18 protein-coding genes are annotated in these 20047 nt (G+C 61.6%); 9 read left to right on the top strand and 9 right to left on the bottom strand.

What is annotated here, in order from left to right; genetic code table 11:
* The first annotated feature begins 252 nt into the window (after positions 1–252).
* The 5 genes from HX869_RS23430 to HX869_RS23450 all read left to right on the top strand — a co-directional run bounded on the left by HX869_RS23430 (position 253) and on the right by HX869_RS23450 (position 5597).
* Positions 253–1293: a YCF48-related protein gene (locus HX869_RS23430; protein WP_178903720.1), complete on the top strand. Its 1041-nt coding sequence runs from the start codon at positions 253–255 to the stop codon at positions 1291–1293.
* A gap of 15 nt (positions 1294–1308) precedes the next feature.
* The gene (locus HX869_RS23435; protein ID WP_003211205.1) at positions 1309–3684 is read left to right on the top strand and encodes an RND family transporter; all 2376 of its coding nucleotides are present in this window, start codon (positions 1309–1311) and stop codon (positions 3682–3684) included.
* Between the two features lie 118 nt (positions 3685–3802).
* Entirely contained in the window at positions 3803–4099 is a 297-nt protein-coding gene (locus HX869_RS23440; protein ID WP_178903713.1) for a DUF5629 family protein, read from the top strand.
* Complete coding sequence (locus tag HX869_RS23445) at positions 4086–5261, top strand: lactonase family protein (protein WP_008435939.1); 1176 nt, start codon at positions 4086–4088, stop codon at positions 5259–5261. The genes HX869_RS23440 and HX869_RS23445 overlap by 14 nt, the downstream gene beginning before the upstream one ends.
* A 156-nt stretch (positions 5262–5417) precedes the next feature.
* On the top strand, positions 5418–5597 hold the full coding sequence (locus tag HX869_RS23450; RefSeq protein WP_003211212.1) for a hypothetical protein: 180 nt from the start codon (positions 5418–5420) through the stop codon (positions 5595–5597).
* A 131-nt stretch (positions 5598–5728) separates the two neighbouring features.
* Here HX869_RS23450 and HX869_RS23455 read toward each other — a convergent pair whose 3' ends face one another.
* From HX869_RS23455 to yegQ, 4 genes are all read right to left on the bottom strand, one after another.
* Positions 5729–6322 (bottom strand): glutathione S-transferase, encoded by a 594-nt coding sequence (locus HX869_RS23455; RefSeq protein ID WP_178903714.1) that lies wholly within the window; start codon positions 6320–6322, stop codon positions 5729–5731.
* Positions 6319–9957, bottom strand: coding sequence for an AAA family ATPase (locus HX869_RS23460; RefSeq protein WP_178903715.1), 3639 nt, complete (start codon positions 9955–9957; stop codon positions 6319–6321). The genes HX869_RS23455 and HX869_RS23460 overlap by 4 nt, the downstream gene beginning before the upstream one ends.
* Complete coding sequence (locus tag HX869_RS23465) at positions 9954–11195, bottom strand: exonuclease SbcCD subunit D C-terminal domain-containing protein (RefSeq protein ID WP_178903716.1); 1242 nt, start codon at positions 11193–11195, stop codon at positions 9954–9956. Before HX869_RS23465 ends, HX869_RS23460 begins: the two co-directional genes overlap by 4 nt.
* A gap of 226 nt (positions 11196–11421) precedes the next feature.
* Entirely contained in the window at positions 11422–12741 is a 1320-nt protein-coding gene (yegQ, locus tag HX869_RS23470) for a tRNA 5-hydroxyuridine modification protein YegQ (protein ID WP_178903717.1), read from the bottom strand.
* Between the two features lie 149 nt (positions 12742–12890).
* Here yegQ and HX869_RS23475 point away from each other — a divergent pair, with 149 nt between their 5' ends.
* Positions 12891–13952, top strand: coding sequence for an AI-2E family transporter (locus HX869_RS23475; RefSeq protein WP_003211223.1), 1062 nt, complete (start codon positions 12891–12893; stop codon positions 13950–13952).
* On the opposite strand, the gene HX869_RS23480 is transcribed toward HX869_RS23475, so the two are convergent.
* The 3 genes from HX869_RS23480 to HX869_RS23490 all read right to left on the bottom strand — a co-directional run bounded on the left by HX869_RS23480 (position 13949) and on the right by HX869_RS23490 (position 15012).
* On the bottom strand, positions 13949–14128 hold the full coding sequence (locus HX869_RS23480) for a hypothetical protein (RefSeq protein WP_003211225.1): 180 nt from the start codon (positions 14126–14128) through the stop codon (positions 13949–13951). The two genes, HX869_RS23475 and HX869_RS23480, sit on opposite strands and share 4 nt — an antisense overlap.
* 103 nt (positions 14129–14231) lie before the next feature.
* A complete protein-coding gene (locus HX869_RS23485; RefSeq protein WP_003211226.1) occupies positions 14232–14426 on the bottom strand; it encodes a hypothetical protein in 195 nt (64 codons plus the stop codon).
* 232 nt (positions 14427–14658) lie between these two features.
* Positions 14659–15012, bottom strand: a complete 354-nt coding sequence (locus HX869_RS23490) for a hypothetical protein (protein WP_008435927.1) — start codon at positions 15010–15012, stop codon at positions 14659–14661.
* A 241-nt stretch (positions 15013–15253) separates the two neighbouring features.
* Here HX869_RS23490 and HX869_RS23495 point away from each other — a divergent pair, with 241 nt between their 5' ends.
* Positions 15254–16072 carry a shikimate 5-dehydrogenase gene (locus HX869_RS23495; RefSeq protein WP_003211230.1) on the top strand — a complete coding sequence of 273 codons (819 nt, stop codon included), beginning with the start codon at positions 15254–15256 and terminating at the stop codon, positions 16070–16072.
* A gap of 166 nt (positions 16073–16238) precedes the next feature.
* Here the strand turns inward: HX869_RS23495 and HX869_RS23500 are convergent, their stop codons facing one another.
* The gene (locus HX869_RS23500; RefSeq protein WP_003211232.1) at positions 16239–16886 is read right to left on the bottom strand and encodes a YceH family protein; all 648 of its coding nucleotides are present in this window, start codon (positions 16884–16886) and stop codon (positions 16239–16241) included.
* Positions 16887–17012: 126 nt separating this feature from the next.
* Between HX869_RS23500 and HX869_RS23505 the strand changes: the two genes are divergently transcribed.
* Positions 17013–17522: a DUF1993 family protein gene (locus HX869_RS23505; RefSeq protein ID WP_003211233.1), complete on the top strand. Its 510-nt coding sequence runs from the start codon at positions 17013–17015 to the stop codon at positions 17520–17522.
* Between the two features lie 69 nt (positions 17523–17591).
* Here the strand turns inward: HX869_RS23505 and sstT are convergent, their stop codons facing one another.
* Positions 17592–18812: a serine/threonine transporter SstT gene (sstT, locus tag HX869_RS23510; RefSeq protein ID WP_178903718.1), complete on the bottom strand. Its 1221-nt coding sequence runs from the start codon at positions 18810–18812 to the stop codon at positions 17592–17594.
* A gap of 214 nt (positions 18813–19026) precedes the next feature.
* On the opposite strand from sstT, the gene HX869_RS23515 reads away from it, so the two are divergent.
* The coding region (locus tag HX869_RS23515) for an MFS transporter (protein WP_178903719.1) at positions 19027–20047 on the top strand (1021 nt) is incomplete at its 3' end.

The raw sequence follows: 20047 nt of genomic DNA on the forward strand, positions 1-20047 counted from the left end.
CAGCGGGCGGAAGCCCCCTCACCCCAACAGCCCCCCTCCACGGATCACCGCCGCTGATAGCACTACATTCAGCACCAACCCAAACCCCTCCAGTTAACAAAACATAACGTAGCGCCGATTGTCAGACGATTCCAAAGCCCGCTAGGATGGCCCAGCTTGCCCAAGGCGCTCTAGATTGCAGGTTTCAGGGCTCCCCGCGGCAAGACGACCTAACAATAATAAATGGGAGAAAGGTCTATGAGTGAGCCTGTCATGGGTGTGGTGTTTTTCCGCCCGAAGGCCACGCGCAGGGTCGCATTGCTGGCCACAGCGCTCTCGTTGCTGGGGGTTGTCGCGTTGTCGACACCGGCCCATGCCGCCACAGAAACCACCGCCGCCGCGGTGTTCGCCATTGACTCCCCCAAGGCCGCCAAAAGCCTGATGATCGACGTGGTCCACGCAGGCAAGCGCCTGGTCGCGGTCGGTGATCGCGGGCACATCCTTTATTCCGACGACCAGGGTGTCACCTGGACCCAAGGCAAAGTCCCCACCCGGCAACTGCTGACCGCCGTATTTTTCGCCGACGACCAACACGGCTGGGCGGTGGGCCATGACGCACAGATCCTCGCCACCACCGACGGCGGCGTGACCTGGACCCAACAATTCCAGGACCTCAAGCGCGAAGCACCGCTGCTCGACGTCTGGTTCAAGGACGCCAGCAACGGCTTTGCCGTGGGTGCCTACGGTGCGCTGATCGAAACCACCGACGGGGGCAAGACCTGGAACGACGTCAGCGACCGCCTCGACAACGAAGACCAATACCACCTCAACGCCATCGCCCAGGTGAAAGATGCCGGGCTGTTTATCGTCGGTGAGCAGGGCAGCATGTTCCGCTCCCATGACGAGGGGCAAACCTGGGAAAAACTCGAAGGCCCCTACGAGGGCTCGCTGTTCGGCGTGATCGGCACCGCCCAGGCGCAGACGCTGTTGGCCTACGGCCTGCGTGGCAACCTGTTCCGCTCCACGGATTTTGGCAGCACCTGGGAGCCGGTGGAGCTGAACGCCACTCGTGGCGCGCTGGAGTTCGGTTTGTCGGGGGCGACCCTGCTGGACGACGGTTCCATCGTGGTAGTGGGCAACGGTGGCAGCGTGGTGGTCAGCCACGACGACGGCCTGACCTTCAGCGTATTCAATCGCCCGGACCGCATTTCGCTGTCGGCGGTCACCGCGGCGGGCAACGGCAACTTGATTCTGGCGGGGCAGGGCGGCGTTCGCGTGGCCAGTGCAACCGGCGCCGAGCCGACAAAACAATAAGAAGGCGGGGACACAATGAGCAGTCATCACAACGACAAGGCCACGTTTCTCGAGCGCCTGATTTTCAATAACCGCCCGGCAGTCATCACGATCTGCCTGCTGGTGAGTATTTTCCTGTTCTGGCAGGCGACGTTGATTCGCCCGTCCACCAGCTTCGAAAAAATGATCCCCCTCCAGCACCCCTTCATCGAGAGGATGATGGAGCACCGCAACGACCTGGCGAACCTGGGCAACACGGTGCGCATTTCGGTGGAGGCCAAGGACGGTGACATCTTCACGAAGGAGTACATGGAGACCCTGCGCCAGATCAACGATGAGGTGTTCTACATCTCCGGCGTCGACCGCTCCGGCCTCAAGTCCCTATGGAGCCCCAGCGTGCGCTGGACCGAAGTTACCGAAGAAGGCTTTGCCGGCGGTGAAGTGATCCCGCAGAGCTACAACGGCTCGCCGGAAAGCCTCGACCAGTTGCGCAACAACGTGCTGAAGTCCGGGCAGGTCGGGCGGTTGGTGGCCAACGATTTCAAGTCGAGCATCGTCGACATTCCGCTGCTGGAGTCCTATCCGGACCCACAGGACCAGGGCAAGCTGCTGGCCCTGGACTACCGCAAGTTCTCCCATGAGCTCGAAGACAAGATCCGCGACAAGTTCGAAGCGCAGAACCCCAACGTCAAGATCCACATTGTCGGTTTCGCCAAGAAGGTCGGCGACCTGATCGACGGCCTGGTGATGGTGGTGATGTTCTTCGGTATCGCCTTCGTCATCACCCTGGTGCTGCTGCTGTGGTTCACCAACTGCCTGCGCAGTACCGTCGCGGTGTTGAGCACCACGCTGGTGGCGGTGATCTGGCAGCTCGGGCTGATGCATGCCCTGGGTTTCGGGCTGGATCCCTACTCGATGCTCGTGCCGTTCCTGATCTTCGCCATCGGTATTTCCCACGGCGTACAGAAGATCAACGGCATCGCCCTGCAATCCAGTGATGCCGACAACGCCCTGACCGCGGCCCGGCGTACCTTCCGCCAACTGTTCCTGCCGGGCATGATCGCGATCCTCGCCGATGCGGTCGGTTTTATCACCCTGCTGATCATCGACATCGGTGTGATCCGCGAGCTGGCAATCGGTGCTTCGGTGGGGGTGGCGGTCATCGTGTTCACCAACCTGATCCTGCTGCCGGTGGCGATCTCCTATGTTGGCATCAGCAAACGCGCCATCGCCAAGAGCAAGAAGGATGCGCACCGCGAACACCCGTTCTGGCGCCTGCTGTCGAAGTTCGCCAGCCCCAAGGTCGCGCCGGTGTCGATAGCCCTGGCGCTGATCGCCTTCGGTGGCGGCCTCTGGTACAGCCAGAACCTGAAGATCGGTGACCTCGACCAGGGTGCACCGGAACTGCGTCCTGACTCGCGCTACAACAAGGACAACAACTTCATCATCAACAACTACTCCACCAGCTCCGACGTGCTGGTGGTGATGGTCAAGACCCCGCCCGAAGGCTGCTCGCGGTATGAAGCCATGGCGCCCATCGACCAGTTGATGTGGAAGATGCAGAACACCGAAGGCGTGCAGTCGGCCATCTCGCTGGTCACCGTGTCCAAACAGATGATCAAGGGCATGAACGAGGGCAACCTGAAATGGGAAACCCTGTCGCGCAACCCGGACGTGCTGAACAACTCCATTGCCCGTGCCGATGGCCTGTATAACAACAATTGCTCCCTGGCGCCGGTGCTGGTGTTCCTCAACGACCACAAGGCCGAAACCCTCGACCGCGCGGTGCATGCGGTGCAGGACTTCGCCAAGGAGAACAACAAGGACGGCCTGGAATTCATCCTCGCCGCCGGTAACGCCGGGATCGAGGCGGCCACCAACGAGGTGATCAAGGAGTCCGAGCTGACCATCCTGATCCTGGTTTACCTGTGCGTGGCCACCATGTGCATGATCACCTTCCGCTCGTGGGCGGCGACCCTGTGCATCGTGCTGCCGCTGGTGCTGACCTCTGTGCTGGGCAACGCGCTGATGGCGTTCATGGGCATCGGTGTCAAGGTCGCGACCTTGCCGGTGGTGGCGCTGGGGGTGGGGATCGGCGTGGACTACGGCATCTACATCTACAGCCGCCTAGAGAGTTTCCTGCGGGCCGGCCTGCCGTTGCAGGAAGCCTATTACCAGACGCTCAAGTCCACCGGTAAAGCCGTGCTGTTCACCGGCCTGTGCCTGGCAATCGGCGTATGCACCTGGATCTTCTCGGCCATCAAGTTCCAGGCCGACATGGGGTTGATGCTGACCTTCATGCTGCTGTGGAACATGTTCGGCGCGCTGTGGCTGCTGCCGGCGCTGGCACGCTTCCTGATCAAGCCCGAGAAGCTGGCGGGGCAGAAGGGCAATTCGCTGTTCGCCCACTGATCCAACGCTGTTTGCCAAAACGCCGTGGCCTGTGCCACGGCGTTTTGCATTGCGCGGGCTTAGGCCGATGCAACGATTTGACCTATCATGAGGTCTTTCCTCTTGATGATTGATGGTTATGACTGCCGACACCGCTACCTTGCCCGACGCTTTTGAAGACTGCCAGATGGTCGAAATCGATGGCCTGCACAGCTTCGATTTCAGCCTGGATGACCAGACGTTATTGATCATCTGCATGGACGGTCGCGTCGAGAAGCGCTGGAGTTTCACCCTGGAGCAAGTCAAGGCGGCGACCTTTGATCAAACCCTGCAAAGCTGGACACTTACCGATGACAAGGGCGAACACCGCCTGGTCTGCATGAGCGGCGTCACCGGCAACAATAATGACGAGGATGAAACGGATGATGATGCGTAAATTCTGGCCCCTGCTGATGGCCGGCAGCGTAGGCGCAATGTCGGTCCAGGCCGCGCCGGTGGACACCTATGAATTGCTCGTTGGCAGCTACACCGCCGGCACCAGCGAAGGTATCTACCGTTTGCAGTTCGACAGCCGTACCGGGCAGTTCAGCGGCCAGCCGGTGCTCGCCGCCAAGGCGGCCAACCCGTCGTGGCTGACCCTGTCCAAGGACCAGAAGCACCTGTTTGTGGTCAACGAAAACGGCCCGGGCCAAAAAGACCCGGTGGGGCGCGTCAGCAGCTACAGCATCGACCCGAAGAACCATCAACTGACCCTGATCAACCAGGTGCAGAGCCTGGGCAACGAGCCGACCCATTCCAGCCTGGCCAGTGACGGGCGCTACCTGTTCGTGGCCAACTATTCGGTGCTGGAAGATCCGGGCGGCAGCCTCGCGGTGCTGCCGCTAGACACCGAAGGCAAGCTGTCGCCGCCAGTGCAGTTGAGCGGGCACCCGGCCAGCCGGGTCAACCCGGAGCGTCAGGCGTCCAACCACGTGCATTCGGTAGTGTCTTCGCCGGACGGCAAATACGTGTTTGTCCAGGACCTGGGGGCGGACAAGATCTTTGCCTACCACTACGACCCCAAGGCCAACCATGAACTGCCGCTGACCCCGGCCGACCCTGCGTTTGTGCAATTGCCACCGGGCAGCGGCCCGCGGCACCTGCTGTTCACCGCAGACGGCAAGCACGCCTGGCTGACCACCGAGATGAGCGCGCAAGTGGCGGTGTTCGACTACAACGATGGCAAGCTGACCCAGAAGCAACTGGTCAACTTCGCGGATGGCCAGCCGGTGTCCGACAAGGCCGGTGCTGCACTGCACACCTCAAGCGACGGCAAGTTCCTCTACGTGAGCAACCGTGGCACCGCCAACCAGATGTTGGTGTTTGCCATCGACCCGGCCACTGCGCAGCTCAAAGAGATCCAGCGCCGATCGGTGGAAGGTGACCATCCCCGGGAGTTCGCCCTGGACCCCAGCGGCAAGTTCCTGCTGATCGCCAACCAGAAGAGCAACGAGATTGTGGTCGTCGAGCGCGATCCCAAGACCGGTCTTTTGGGCAAAACCGTGCAGAAACTGGCGATTGATGCCCCCAGCGACCTCAAGTTCCTGGTGCGGCAATAAGCCACAGGCCCCGCAGTGCGGGGCCTGACTTGTTGTATTAATACTATTAATAGCGGCTAGTGTTTCAATGAATTTCTAAGGCTATCCCCTCGGGCGTAAGTTTGGTTCCAAGGCCAACACAGGCCACCAAGCCAACCGAACACAAGGGTTACCGACATGAACTTCAATCTTTTCTCGATCATCGCCGCTTCCGCTGTTTCCGCCACCGTAGCGTTGCCAGCCAGCGCCAGTGTTGAAATCAGCAGCAAAAAAACCAGCACCAGCGCCTACACCCAGAAATACCTGCAACAAAGCGCCAACTTCTACGCAGCGCTGGACCACAAAATCCAGAACTGATCTTGAAGCTGATGAAGATCAAATGTGGGAGCGGGCTTGTTCGCGAAAGCGCCGGGTCAGTCTATACATGGGCTGACTGATACACCGCCTTCGCGAGCAAGCCCGCTCCCACATTTTGTCCTGCGACAGTCTCAGGTTTTTGCCATCACGGCGATGAACAACGGCGATTCCAGGAAGCGCTGCAACCAGCCCTGCAACCGCGGATAGGGCGCCCGGGCAAACCACTCCCGATCCACATGGGCAAACTGCCGCACAAACGGTGCAAGTGCCACATCCGCCAGGCTCAAATGCCCGGCCAGCAAATACTCCCGCTCCGCCAGCAACCCCTCCAGCTTCATCAAAAACACCTCACCCTCGGCCCGATAATGCTCCATCGGCTGCTCCGGATAGCGCTCGGCATACTTGTATCGATTCAATTGATGTTTGAAGCCCTGATCATTCTCTTCAATCAGCGCCTGCGTCGCCCGATCATCCCCAAGCAACCAACCCTCAGGATCGTTCTGTGCCAGTGCCCAGCGCATGATCGCCAGGCTTTCATCGATCACCCGGCCATCCACGCTCAGCACCGGCACCGTGCCTTTGGGTGACAACGCCAGCATCTCAGCCGGCTTGGCCTTGAGGCTGACCTCGATGATCTGCACCGCCAGCCCTGAATACCGCAGGGCCATCCGCGCCCGCATTGCATAGGGGCAACGGCGGAACGAATACAACACGGCCTTGCTCACTTGACCTCCAGGGTGCTCAAGCCATTGCCCTGGCGCTTGACCTGAATCTGCACCGGAATCCGCTCGTGCATTTCCTGCACATGGGAAATCACCGCCACCTTGCGGCCCTGGGCCTGCAAGCCGTCGAGGGCGTCCATTGCCAGTTGCAGCGACTCGGGATCGAGGCTGCCAAAGCCCTCGTCGATAAACAGCGACTCGATCTTCAACGTGCTCGACGCCATCGACGCCAGGCCCAAGGCCAGCGCCAGCGACACCAGGAATGTCTCGCCACCCGACAACGAATGCACCGAACGCAGTTCGTCGCCCATCTCCGTGTCGAGTACCAGCAGGCCGAGCATGCTGCCGCCGCGCTTGAGGCGGTAGCGGCGCACCAGTTGGCGCAGTTGGACGTTGGCGTGGTGCACCAGCAGGTCGAGGTTGTAGGCCTGGGCGATCTTGCGGAAGGTATCGCCGGTGGCCGAACCGATCAGCGCATTCAGGCGTGCCCAGCGTTGCCATTCGTCGTAGGCCTTGGCGATCTCGGCCGCCAAGGCCTGGTTGGCATCCTGGCGGCGCTGGTCGTCGGCCTGTTGGGCGCGCAGTTCGGCGCAGTGTTTTTCGCCAATGATCAGCGCGGCATTGAGTTCGGCCAGGGCGCTGTCCAGTTGCTCGGCGTCGAGGTTGCCGTTGTGCAGCGCCTGGTGATCCTTGAGCCGCTGTTCGCGCTCTTGCAGCAACACCTTGGCCTGCTCGATGGCTTTTTCGCTGTGTTGCAGTTGCTGGCGTAGCTCGGCCACCTGCGGCTCATCGAAGGCCACCAGGCGCGCCAGGCCTTCGTCATCGAGTTCCGGGTGCAACGCGCGCCAGTCGCTCAGGCGCGTAGTGAGGGCCGCGTGTTCGGTTTCCAGGGACTGTTGGCGTTCTTGCAGCGACTTGAGGTCGGCGGCCAGTTGGATCAACTGGTTGCGGGTGTCCTGCAACTGCTGGTTGGCCTCGCTCTCATGCTGGCGAGCCTGCTCGACGGCCTGGTCCAGCTGCTGTTGCCAGTGCTCGGCGCTGGGGCTTTCGCCCAGCAGACCGGCGAGCTTTCCCTCGGCCGCGTGTTGCAGGGCGCTCTGTTCGGCGAGCTGTTTGTGCAAAGTCTCCAGCTGCTGCTGGCGGTGTTGCTGGCGGTCCTGCTCTTTCTCGATGGCTTGCTGGCGCTGTAGCTGCTCGGCCAATTCTTCCTTTTGGTTGTCGAGCTGTTCCAGGCGCTGGCTGACCTGCTGGTCGAGCAACATGAAGGTCGCCGCCGGCTCGCTGCGCAGGCCTTCGAGGGTCTCGGTGGGCAGCAGGCTGGCGAAGGCGTTGAGTTCTTCGTCCAGGCGTTCGCGGTCGTTGGACAGTTCCCGTTGCTGGTCGATCAGTAACTGGCGCGCCTGTTGGCTGGCGTCCTGGGCGGCTTGCAGTTGTTGCTGCAAACGCCCGGCGTTCTGTTGCAGGTTGAGCAGGGCGCCCTGGCGTTGCTCGTCCTGGGTGAGGCTCTGGCTGAGCTGGCTCAGTTGCTGGGCGAGCCAGGCGTCGCGCTTGGCCGCGTCCTGGTTGAACAGCGAGGCCGACAGCGGATGGGCTTCAAGGCTTGGCAGCAAGGCCTGCAACTGGCTGGCGAGTTGCTCCTGTTGTTGCAGGAATTCCTTTTGCTGGGCGATCAGGCCGCCCACTTCGCCACGCAGGTCAGTGAGTTTTTCCTTGAGCACATCCACGGCTTGCTGCGCGTTGGCTTCTTCGCTTTCGTCGTGGCGGGTCAGGCTTTGCAGCATGGCTTCGGGCTGGTGATACGGGTGCTCGACGCTGCCGCACACCGGGCACGGCTGCTCATCCTGCAGCTGGCCGCGCAATTCCTCGACGCTGGCACTGCGGGCCAGGCGCTGGCGCTCCAGCAGTTGCTTGGTGACGGTCAGGGTCTGTTCGGCGACGGCCAACTCGGCCTTGGCCTGCAAGCCGCTCTGGTTCAACAGTTCGCGTTGTTGCTGGGCGAGGGTCTGCTTTTGCGTCAGGGCCTGGCTCTGGCTGTCGAGTTGCTGATGGCTGTTCCACAGCCGCGCCAGGTCCTCAAACGCGCGATGTTGCTTGCGGTTGTCCTGGAGCAGGCTGCCGAGCAACTGGATCTGTTCGGCCACTGCATGGGGTTCGGCGCCGGCTTCGTGGTACAGCAGGTCAAGGGCTTCGCGTTGCTCGGTCCATTTTTCACCGAGACGGGTGGCGCGCTCTTCCAGTTGTGGCAGTTCGGCCTGGCCTTTATTGAGGCGATTGCCGATCAGCATCAGCTGTTGCAAGCGGTCGCGGTAGGCGCTCCAGGCCTCACTCAACGGCGCGAGGGCGGCGCTGCGTTCAAGCTCTGCGGCCAGCCTGTGCAGGCGCTCGGCGACAACTTTCTGCTTGTCGAGCAAGCCGGTCAACGTCGCCTGGCCTTCCACACAGGCAGCTTCACCCAGCTGTTTCTCTTCGCTGCGTTTGGCCAGCTCGCGGGTCAAGTGGGCGAGGGTGGTTTGCTCCTCGAAGGCCTGGCGCAGCAAGGGCACAGCGTCGGCTTGCTGCTTGAGGGCCTGGGCGAGGGCGGCTTGCACGTCGGCCTGTTGCTGTTGCAGTTGGGTCTGGCGGGTGTGCAACGCGGTTTGTTGCTCAAGGTGCTGCTGGATCTGCGCGGCAAGGGGCTGCAACTGCGTGGTCAGTTCGGCCTGGCGGGCGAAGTGGTGACGTTGCGGCGCCAGTTGTTCCAGGCGGCTGAGGTCCAGGCGCTGCGGGCCCTGGCTTGCCCAGTGTTGCTGGGCCTGTTGCAGTTGCTCGACCGCACTTTGTTGGCGCTCCTGCCACTCCCGCAGTTCCTTCAGCCAGGTGTGCTGCAACTCGAGTTGCTTGAATTGCGCCTGCTGGGTCTTGAGCTGTTGCTGTGCGGCGGCCAGTTGTGCGTCGAGTTCGGCGCGGGCCTCGGGGGCCAGCGGGGTGACGCCGGTGGCCTGGTCCTGCAGGTGTTTGTGGGCGTCCCGGGCGTCCTTGGCCTTGTCGAAGGCGCGGCGACCGAGTTGGGTGTAGAGCGCAGTATCGGTGAGCTTTTCCAGCAGTTCGCTGCGCTCGTTGTCGTTGGCCTTGAGGAACGCGCTGAACTCACTTTGCGCCAGCAACACGGCGCGGGTGAACTGCTCGAAGTTCAGGCCCAGGGCCAATTCCAGCTGGGTCTTGTATTCGGTTTTCTGGCTGGCCAGCAGTTGCTCGCTGTCCAGGTCGATCAGGCTTTGCCGGCTGGCTTGCAGCTTGCCGCTGGCCTTGTCCCGGGCGCGGTTGGCTTCCCAGCGGGCGCGGTAGCGACGGCCACTGACGCCGACAAAATCCACTTCGGCATAACCGCCGCCAGTGCCCCGGCGAATCAGGGTGCGTGGGTCACCGATGGAAATATCGGTGTCGGCATCCGGCATTTTTGCCTGGCCGGTATCGCCCAGGCGCGGCACGGCGCCAAATAGCGCCAGGCACAGCGCATCGAGCAAGGTACTTTTGCCGGCGCCGGTGGGCCCGGTAATCGCGAACAGCCCGGCGCTGGCCAGGGGCTCGGCGGTAAAGTCGATTTCAAACGGACCCGCCAAAGAGGCGAGGTTTTTCAGGCGAATGGCGAGGATCTTCATGGCTGTTCGCCCTCCTGTTGCACTTCCTGGAGCAGCACGGCGAAGTCCTTCAGGGTCTGTTCGTCCACTTCACTGCCGTAGCTTTCCTGCCAGGCGCGGCTGAACAATTCCTGGGGCGTGAGCTGGTCGAGTTCGATCAGGCGGTCTTCCTGGCTGTCTTCTCGGCCTCCGTTGCCTGCGTATTCAGCGGCGATGCGCACCAGGCGCACGGCCTTGCCTTGCAGGGCGTTTTCCACCTGCTGGCGCAGGTCGGGCTGCGGTTCGTCGAGGCGCACCCGCACTTCCAGCCACGGTTGGCGCTGGGTTTCGGCCAGCAGGTCGATGTCGGGCAGGTCGGCCAGTTGCTTGAGGATGTCGGCCAGGGGCGCGGCTTCCAGGCGTTGCAGGTTGACCGAGCGCGGGATCAGCCGGGATTCGACGCTGACCAGGGTTTCGCCGTCCAGTTGCACGTCGAGGATCTGGTGCTGGTAGCCGATTTCCGAGAATGACAGCGGAATCGGTGAGCCGCAGTAGCGAATCCGCTCCTCGCCATTCACCCGCTGGGGTTTATGCAAATGGCCGAGGGCCACATAGCTGACGGTGGCATCGAACAGGCTGGCCGGCAGCGCTTCGGCATTGCCGATGATCAGGCTGCGCTCGGAGTCTTCCGACACCGAGCCGCCGGCCATGTGCGCATGGCTGATGGCAACCAGTGCCTGGCCCGGCTGGCGCTTGGCATTGGCGGCGGCAATCAGCCATTCATGAACCTGGCCGATGCCCCGCAGGTAATCGTCCCCCAGTTGTGCGCCGGTCACTTCGGCCGGGCGCAGGAACGGCAATGCCAGGCACCAGCCGGCAATTTCACCGTCGGCACCGGGCAATGGAATCAGCAGGCGTTCGACATCCAGTTGTCCGTCATCCAGCCACAGCACCCGGCCCAGGGCGTGGGTGCGCAGGCGGCGCATCAACGGCGCCGGCAGTTCGATGCGCGAGCCGGAGTCGTGGTTGCCGGCGATCATCACGATGGTCAGTGCAGGGTTTTGCTCATGGGCGCTGATGATGAAGTCGTACAGCCGCTCCTGGGCCTTGAGTGGCGGGTTGACCGTGTCGAAGATATCGCCGGCGATCAACAGCACGTCAGGGCGATGCAGGCCCAACTGGCCCAGCAGCCAGTCGAGGAAGCAGGTGTGTTCGAAGTCGCGTTCCTGGCCGTGCAGGTTTTGCCCAAGGTGCCAGTCGGAGGTATGAAACAGACGCAAGGCGATCTCCGTAAAAAAGAGGGTGACCGCTCAAGACAAGGTGGCGGTACGCAGAACCGCCAATTCTACTTTGCAAATGAACCTATTGCGCGTACGCCCTGCTTTTTGTGGTGAGGAGCTTGCGGTGGTGAAGGAGAGTGCTGTGGTGGGGGAGCTTGCTGTGGTGAGGGAGCAAGCTCCCTCACCACAGCAAGCTGTCTCACACTCATTGAGGCGTCTGGCGAAGTTAAACGTCGCGCATCAAAAGGCCGAAACGCGGGTCCATCTCCGCCGGGATCGGCAAATACACCGTATGCCCGTCACCCGGCGCCACCGCGATGGCCTCGCCCTTGGCGTTGTGCAATGAGCCCAGGTCAAAGTGGAAATTCCCCGCCGGGGTCATCAGTTCCAGGTGATTGCCCACGGCAAAACGGTTCTTGACCTTGACCTCGGCCAGTTCGCCGCGCCGTTCACCGGTCAGTTCGCCGACGAACTGCTGGCGTTCGGACACCGAGCTGCCGTTCTGATAGTTCTGATACTCATCGTGCACGTGCCGGCGCAGGAAACCCTCGGTGTAGCCGCGCTGGGCCAGGGATTCGAGGTTGGTCATCAAGCCCCGGTCAAAGTCGCGCCCGGCCACCGCGTCATCAATCGCCTGGCGATATACCTGGGTGGTTCGGGCGCAGTAAAAGTGGGATTTGGTGCGGCCTTCGATCTTCAACGAGTGCACGCCCATGCGCGTCAGCCGCTCGACGTGCTGCACCGCCCGCAGGTCCTTGGCGTTCATGATGTAGGTGCCGTGTTCATCTTCGAAGGCGGGCATCTGTTCGTCGGGGCGATTGGCCTCCTGCAGCAGGAACACCTGGTCGGTGGGCGCACCGAGGCCCAGGGTCGGCTCGGGCGCATAGTGCTGCACGATATCGCCGGCGGCGTTTTCCACCGCAGGCGTCGCCTGGTATTTCCAGCGGCAGGCGTTGGTGCAGGTGCCCTGGTTGGCATCCCGCTTGTTCATGTAGCCCGACAGCAGGCAGCGCCCGGAATAGGCCATACACAGGGCACCGTGCACAAACACTTCCAGCTCCATGGCGGGGACTTGCTGGCGAATCTCGTCGATTTCCTCCAGTGACAACTCCCGGGACAGGATGATCCGGCAGATGCCCTGCGCCTGCCAGAATTCGACGCTGGCCCAGTTCACCGTATTGGCCTGCACCGACAGGTGGATCGGCATGTGCGGGAAGTGCCGGCGCACCAGCATGATCAGGCCCGGGTCGGACATGATCAGCGCATCCGGGCCCATGGCGATCACCGGGGCAAGGTCCTTGAGGAAGGTTTTCAGCTTGGCGTTGTGAGGCGCGATGTTGACCACCACATAGAACCGCTTGCCCTGGGCCTGGGCTTCCTGGATGCCGAGGGCGAGGTTGGCGTGGTCGAACTCGTTATTGCGCACCCGCAGGCTGTAGCGCGGTTGCCCGGCGTAGACGGCATCGGCACCGTAGGCAAAGGCATAACGCATGTTTTTCAGGGTGCCGGCGGGGGCGAGCAGTTCGGGGGCGATAACGGGAGGCATGGGTTCGGGTCGCAAAAGGGCGGCAGGGTAGCCGGGCCGGGTGCGCAGTTTATTGATCCAGGTCTAATAAGTAGGGCACTCGCGGGATTTGCAGTGGACTAAACATCAAGGCGCACATGAGCGCCTGGTGTTTTAGACATGGACCGAACATGAACCAAACCAACCTGCAATTCAAAACCCTGCTGTTACTGCTCGCCCTGGTGACCATCGCGTTTATCTGGATTTTGCTGCCGTTCTACGGCGCGGTGTTCTGGGCGGTGATCCTGGGGATCATCTTTGCGCCGATGCAACGGCGCTTCCAGCAACGTTTTGGCTGGAACCGCAATCTCACATCCCTGGCAACCCTGACGGTGTGCCTGATAATCGCGATTCTGCCGGTGATCATCACCAGTGCCTTGCTGGTGCAGGAGGGCGCGACGCTTTACAAGAACGTCGAGAGCGGCAAGCTCGACGTTGCCGGGTATATCGAGCAGTTCAAGAACTTCCTGCCACCGTATTTCCAGCATCTGCTGGACCGCTTCGGCATGGGCAACCTGGAAGGCCTGCGGGAGAAGATCGTCAAGAGTGCGATGCAGGGCAGCCAGTTTTTTGCGACCCAGGCGTTCAGCTTCGGCCAGGGCACGTTTGATTTCCTGGTGAGTTTTTTCATCATGCTGTACTTGCTGTACTTCCTGCTGCGCGATGGCCCCGAGCTGGTGCGCAAGGTGCGCACCGCGGTGCCGCTGGCCGAACCGCAGAAGCGTCGCCTGCAATTGAAGTTCAACCGGGTGGTGCGTGCCACGGTGAAAGGCAACGTGCTGGTAGCGGTCACGCAAGGCGCGTTGGGTGGCTTGATCTTTTGGTTCCTGGACATTCCCAGCGCGTTGCTCTGGGCGGTGTTGATGGCGTTTCTGTCGCTGCTGCCGGCGGTGGGCGCGGGGATCGTGTGGGGGCCGGTGGCGGCGTACTTCCTGCTGAGCGGGTCGATCTGGCAGGGCGTGGTGCTCGGGTTGTTCGGGGTATTTGTGATCGGGCTGGTGGACAATGTGCTAAGGCCCATCCTGGTGGGCAAGGACACCCGCATGCCGGATTACCTGATCCTTATCTCAACCTTGGGCGGCCTGTCGATCTTTGGCTTGAACGGCTTTGTCATCGGGCCACTGATTGCTGCGTTGTTCATGTCCAGCTGGGCGCTGTTTGTGGAAACCAAGCCGCGGGTGCAACTGCCTTAGGCATGAAAGCAATGCGCCATTTTGACCGACAGGGCCTGGGCGGCCGGTAGTGAAGTGAGTGGGCCGCTGATGGCTTCGCCATCGCGTACCAGGTACCAGCAGGCGAGCAAGCCAAGCTCCCGCAGAGAGGCGGGAACGGCACTGCCGATGACAGACATGATTTGAATAGTGGGCATGATGACCTCCGATACGCTATGGAGGTGACATTACGGTGCGTGGGCCTTCAGGGAAAATCAACCTGCTCGATAGTCGACATCACTGTTATCGAGCGACCCTCAGTCAGTCGACCACCTGGTCGAGCATATGCACCACTTCCTGTTCACTGAGCAGGCCCTTGCGCACCAGGTTTTCCGTCAGCAAGGACAGGAACTTGGCGTTGCGATGTCCTTCCAGGGCCTTGAGCTCCGTCAGTACGCTATAGACCTTGCTCGAGGTGCAGAGGCCGGCGGTGCGATGTGGGTTTTGCGTGGGCATGGGCAATCGTCCTTGTTGTTATTGGTCGGACAGTGTTGATAGTGGAAGCCTTTTGAGACACAAACATGACAGCGCAGGCCCCGTTCGGGCAAGCGCCTATTGAGATCAATGATGTGGGATTTGGCCACAGCCATTGTCCTTATAACGACCTTGGCGAGATTTATTCAGACCTGCAGGCCAAAAAAAGGCCCCGCTTTTAGGGCGGAGCCTGTTCAGGTGTGTCAGTTGAGGCTTACCAGCCGCGACCGTAATAGCCGTGTGGAGGGCCGTAGTAGCCGCGCGGTGGGCCGTAGTAGACCGGCGCCGGGCGATAATAAACCTGTTGTTGCACATACACAGGCGGTGGCGGTGCGTAGTAGACCGGCGGCGGAGCGGCATACACCGGCTGCGGCTGGACATACACCGGTTGTTGCACGTAGACCGGCCGCGATTGGCTGGCGACGATCGAGCCGCCTACCACTGCACCAACAACGGCTCCCAGTGCGAGCGGAGCACCCCAACCACCACCGTGGGCGGAGGCCTGTCCTGCCATAGCGAGTGCGCCGATCAGCAAGGCGATCTTGGGGAGTTTACGAATCATGGTCATTCCTCGGTTAGCCCCTGCGCTCATGGTCTGCAATCAATCGACTCAAGGATTGTCGCGGGGATACTTTTAAGACAGCGTATTTCTAAAAAACAGCACAGCCGATAGGTAAAGGTTGTGTAAGGTCTGTATCGGTTGGCTTACACAAGTGGCCGGGCACAGTGCGTATGATCCATGACAACCCGCCGGCGCGGGTATTCCGTCTATCCGAAACCGCCTCTGGAATGGCTTCAAGGAGTTACCGATGCAGATGAACCCCAACAAGGACACCCAACTGTGCATGTCACTGTCGGCGCGCCCCGGGAACTTTGGCCTGCGCTTTCATAACCACCTGTACGAGCAGTTGGGGCTGAATTTCTATTACAAGGCCTTCAGCAGCCAGGACTTGCCGGGCGCCGTGGGTGGCATACGTGCGTTGGGCATTCGTGGGTGTGGCGTGTCGATGCCGTTCAAGGAAGCCTGTATTGCCCTGGTGGATGAGCTGGACGATTCGGCGCGGGCCATTGCGTCAATCAATACCATCGTCAACACCGACGGGCATTTGAAGGCCTACAACACCGATTACATCGCCATCGAGCAACTGCTGCACAAGCACCAGGTGCCCAAGGACTCGACCTTCGCCCTGCGCGGCAGCGGCGGCATGGCCAAGGCGGTGGCCAGTGCCTTGCGCGATGGCGGCTACGCCAAGGGCGTGATCGTGGCGCGCAATGAAGAAGCGGGCCGGGCGCTGGCCCAGAGCCTGGGGTATGAGTGGCAGGCGCAGTTGGGTGCCTTGCGCCCGCAGATGCTGGTCAACGTCACGCCGATTGGCATGACCGGAGGGGCGGAAGCGGATCAGTTGGCGTTTGAAGCTGACGCGGTTGATGCGGCCGAGACAGTCTTCGATGTGGTGGCGATTCCCTCGGAAACCCCGCTGATCCTGCGTGGACGGGCCCAGGGCAAACGAGTGATCACCGGTTTGGAAGTGATCGCCATCCAGGCGTTGGAGCAGTTCGTGCTTTACACCGGCGTGCGGCCGACGGATGAACAGTTTCAGGCGGCGGTGGCATTTGCCCGGAGCTGAGCATCACCGCTGGCGGTGTGGAGAGTGAGCTTGCTGTGGCGAGGGAGCTTGCTCCCGCTAGGTTGCGCAGCAGCCCCAAGAAAATGGGAGCGCTACGCACTCCAGCGGGAGCAAGCTCCCTCGCCACAAAAGCTCCATCACCACAGAAGCCCACTCACCACAAACATTACTCGAGCCGCGAAAGGCGCTCTTCCAGCGCCGCAATCCGCGCTTCCAGCTCTTCGATACGCTCCAGGGAAACCCCACTTCCCGCACCACGCTCCACCGGATTCCCACGCGCCGCCAGGATCGCTTCAATGTCCGCCGGGTCGCCCAGGGCGTGCATGTACCGATCTTCCCGCTGCCCCGACTGACGCGGCACCAACAACGCCAGCCCACGGGCAATCAGGCGTTCCAGTTGATGCACCACCTGCTCGGCGTCTTCAAAGTCATGCATGCGCCCGCTGCGGGTCAGCAGTTCGTTGACCGTCTGCGGCCCCCGCAGGAACAGCAACCCGCTGAGAATCACCTGGGCCGGCACCAGCTCCAGCGCCTTGTCCACCCGATGCTCCCAGCGGTCGGCGCGGCTGCCCATCACCAGCCGGGTAAACCCGCGGCCTTCCAGGGCCCGCAGGCTCTGGCCAACCTGGCCCTGGCTGAGGTTCATCACCGGTTCGCGGCTGGTTTTCTGGTTACAGGCGATCACCAGCGCGTTGAGGGTCAACGGGTAGGTTTCGGGGCTGGTGGCCTGTTTTTCGATCAGGCAGCCAAGGATGCGGATTTCCGTGCTGTTCAGGCGCGGCTCTTCGGAAGTGGTGTCGTGCTCGGTGGTCATCGCGCTTTCCCTAATGCAGTGAGCTCACTAGCCTAATCCTGAAAAAATAAAAGACAAGCGGCGCCGGTGGCCGGCATGTCTATAATCGCGGCTGTTTCAAACCCTGCCACAACTGTCGAGACTGTCATGACTATTTCCCTGTACGCCGCTTCCCTCCCGGTCTTCAAGCAAATGCTCAACGCCCTGAGCGATGTGCTGAACAAGGCCGAGGCCCACGCCACCGCCAAGAACATCGACCCGAACGCCTTCCTGCAGGCACGCCTGTACCCGGACATGTTCCCGCTGGTGCGCCAGGTGCAGATCGCCGTCGACTTCGCCAAAGGCGTTTCTGCCCGCCTGGCTGAAATCGAAGTTCCGAAATACGACGATACAGAAGTCACCTTCGCCGACCTGCAAGCGCTGATCGCCAAGGTCCTGGCGTTTATCGACACCATCACCCCGGCCCAGGTCGACGGTAAAGAAGGCATCGAGATCATCACTCGCCCTGGCACCCCGAAAGAGAAGCGCTTCAGCGGCCAGTCGTACCTGCTGAGCTACGGCCTGCCGCAGTTCTTCTTCCACGTCACCACCGCTTACGCCTTGCTGCGTCACAACGGCGTGGAAGTGGGCAAGCGCGACTACATGGGCGCGTTCTAAGCCTTGTAATAAAAAGCCCGGGGCGGTTCATTCACGAACTGCCCCGGGCTTTTTTTGTGCGCGCAAGGTCTACGCGGCTTGTTCTTCCTTGCCCAGGCACGCGGCAGCGGTGAACAACACGTCGGTGGACGAGTTCAGTGCGGTCTCCGCCGAGTCCTGCAACACGCCGATGATGAAGCCCACGGCCACCACCTGCATGGCGATTTCGCTGGGAATGCCGAACAGGCTGCACGCCAGCGGGATCAACAGCAGCGAGCCCCCGGCAACCCCCGACGCGCCGCAGGCACACACCGCCGCGACCACGCTGAGCAGCACGGCGGTGGGGATGTCCACGGCAATGCCCAGGGTGTGCACGGCGGCCAGGGTCAGCACGGTGATGGTGATGGCAGCGCCGGCCATATTGATGGTGGCGCCCAGCGGGATCGACACCGAGTAGGTGTCTTCATGCAGGCCCAGGCGCTTGCTCAACGCCAGGTTGACCGGAATGTTGGCCGCCGAACTGCGGGTGAAAAACGCGGTGATCCCGCTTTCCCGCAGGCACATCAGCACCAGCGGGTAAGGGTTGCGGCGCAGCTTCCAGAACACGATGGCCGGGTTGATCACCAGCGCGATGAACAGCATGCAGCCGATCAACACCAGCAGCAGGTGTGCGTAGCCCAGCAGGGCGCCGAAGCCGGACGTGGCGAGGGTCGAGGCCACCAGGCCGAAAATCCCCAGGGGCGCGAAGCGGATCACCATGCGCACGATCAGCGTGACGCCGTTGGACAGGTCGCCCAGTACGGTGCGGGTGGTGTCGCTGGCATGGCGAATGGCGATGCCCATGCCGATGGCCCACGCCAGGATACCGATGAAATTGGCGTTCATCAGCGCGCTGACCGGGTTGTCCACCACGCTCAGCAACAGGCTTTGCAACACATCACCGATACCGCCGGGAGGGCTGACGGCCACATCGTGGGTGGCCAGCACCAGCGAGGAGGGGAACAGCGTGCTGGCGATCACCGCGACCACGGCGGCAGCGAACGTGCCCAGCAGGTACAGGAACAGGATCGGGCGGATATGGGTTTCCTGGCCGTGCTTGTGGCTGGCAATCGAGGCCATCACCAGCACAAATACCAGGATGGGCGCGACGGCCTTGAGCGCCGAGACAAAGACCTTGCCAATAAACCCGGTGGCTTGTGCGACGTCGGGCAACAGCAGGGCCAACAGGATACCGGCGATCAGGCCGATGACAATTTGGGTGACCAGGCTGATAGACATCAGGCGTTGGAAGAGGGAAGGGGCAGCAGTCATAAAAAGGTTGTCTCTGGTTTTTTTAATAGATGCAGCTAGGCAGCATGAATCTGGCAGGAGCGAAGTCTAACATCTGTAGGAAACGTCTAATCCGGGTGCGGCGTTCCGTCACCACGCCGCTACACATTCTGTTAACATTGCCCATCCTCTTATTTCTTCTCTATCAGCGGGCCCTCCGGGCTGTCGTTGATGTCGCTGTTTTCTGGAGTTTTTGATGTTGTTTCCGATCCTGCTGTTGTCGGCAGCCGGTTTTACCGTGCTGACCACAGAGTTCATCATCGTCGGCCTGTTGCCTTCCATCGCCCGGGACCTCGATGTAAGCGTGTCCCAGGCCGGTTTGCTGGTGACGTTGTTCGCCTTCACCGTGGCGGCGTTTGGCCCGTTCCTCACCGCGTATTTCGCCCGGTTCGAGCGCAAGCGACTGTTTATCACGATCCTGATCATGTTCGGCCTGGCCAACACTCTGGCGGCGATCGCGTCGAATATCTGGGTCATGTCCCTGGCGCGCCTGATTCCTGCCTTGGGATTGCCGGTGTTCTGGGCCCTGGCCAGCGAGACAGCGGTGGACATTGTGGGGCCGGACTTCGCAGGCCGCGCGATTGAAAAAATCGGCTTCGGCATCGTGTGTGCCACGGTCTTCGGGATCCCGGTGGGCACGCTGATTTCCGATATGTTCGGCTGGCGCACCGCCTTTGGCATTCTTGCGGTGGTGGCGTTCGCCAAGGCCCTGCTGCTGTTTATCTACCTGCCGAAGACCCGGGCAAAAAACGACCAGGTCAGCCTGCGCTCGCAGTTCAAGATCTTGCGCAGCCCGCTGATGCAGGGCCATATCCTGCTGTCGATCCTGGTGTTCAGCGGGATGTTCACCGCCTACACCTACCTGGCAGACATTCTCGAACGCCTGGCGGGTTTTGACGGCACGGTAGTGGGCTGGTGCCTCATGGGCTTTGGCGCGGTCGGCCTGATCGGCAACTCTTTGGGCGGGCGCATGGTCGACCGTCATCCGCTGATTGCGTCGATGGTGTTCTGCGGTTTCATGATCGCCGGCATGGTGGCGCTGGTGCCCGCCATCCATTCCACGATCGGGTTGGCGGCGGCGATGGCGGTATGGGGCGTGACCCAGGCGGCATTGTTTCTGGTCAGCCATGTGCGACTGATGAAGGCCGCACCCCATGCGCCGGCGTTTGCCGCCTCGTTGAACATTGCCGGGGCCAACCTGGGTATTGGCCTGGGGG

The sequence above is a fragment of the Pseudomonas sp. P7779 genome (assembly GCF_013386315.1).
Taxonomy (GTDB): domain Bacteria; phylum Pseudomonadota; class Gammaproteobacteria; order Pseudomonadales; family Pseudomonadaceae; genus Aquipseudomonas.

Bases quoted from the DNA above. Each gene is read 5' to 3' on its own strand.
- HX869_RS23440 (WP_178903713.1), top strand. From the start codon at position 3,803: ATGACTGCCGACACCGCTACCTTGCCCGACGCTTTTGAAGACTGCCAG.
- HX869_RS23500 (WP_003211232.1), bottom strand. From the start codon at position 16,886: ATGACCACCGAGCACGACACCACTTCCGAAGAGCCGCGCCTGAACAGC.
- HX869_RS23435 (WP_003211205.1), top strand. From the start codon at position 1,309: ATGAGCAGTCATCACAACGACAAGGCCACGTTTCTCGAGCGCCTGATT.
- HX869_RS23490 (WP_008435927.1), bottom strand. From the start codon at position 15,012: ATGACCATGATTCGTAAACTCCCCAAGATCGCCTTGCTGATCGGCGCA.
- yegQ (WP_178903717.1), bottom strand. From the start codon at position 12,741: ATGCCTCCCGTTATCGCCCCCGAACTGCTCGCCCCCGCCGGCACCCTG.
- HX869_RS23445 (WP_008435939.1), top strand. From the start codon at position 4,086: ATGATGATGCGTAAATTCTGGCCCCTGCTGATGGCCGGCAGCGTAGGC.
- HX869_RS23450 (WP_003211212.1), top strand. From the start codon at position 5,418: ATGAACTTCAATCTTTTCTCGATCATCGCCGCTTCCGCTGTTTCCGCC.
- HX869_RS23485 (WP_003211226.1), bottom strand. From the start codon at position 14,426: ATGCCCACGCAAAACCCACATCGCACCGCCGGCCTCTGCACCTCGAGC.
- HX869_RS23475 (WP_003211223.1), top strand. From the start codon at position 12,891: ATGAACCAAACCAACCTGCAATTCAAAACCCTGCTGTTACTGCTCGCC.
- HX869_RS23495 (WP_003211230.1), top strand. From the start codon at position 15,254: ATGCAGATGAACCCCAACAAGGACACCCAACTGTGCATGTCACTGTCG.
- HX869_RS23505 (WP_003211233.1), top strand. From the start codon at position 17,013: ATGACTATTTCCCTGTACGCCGCTTCCCTCCCGGTCTTCAAGCAAATG.
- HX869_RS23480 (WP_003211225.1), bottom strand. From the start codon at position 14,128: ATGCCCACTATTCAAATCATGTCTGTCATCGGCAGTGCCGTTCCCGCC.
- sstT (WP_178903718.1), bottom strand. From the start codon at position 18,812: ATGACTGCTGCCCCTTCCCTCTTCCAACGCCTGATGTCTATCAGCCTG.
- HX869_RS23430 (WP_178903720.1), top strand. From the start codon at position 253: ATGGGTGTGGTGTTTTTCCGCCCGAAGGCCACGCGCAGGGTCGCATTG.
- HX869_RS23460 (WP_178903715.1), bottom strand. From the start codon at position 9,957: ATGAAGATCCTCGCCATTCGCCTGAAAAACCTCGCCTCTTTGGCGGGT.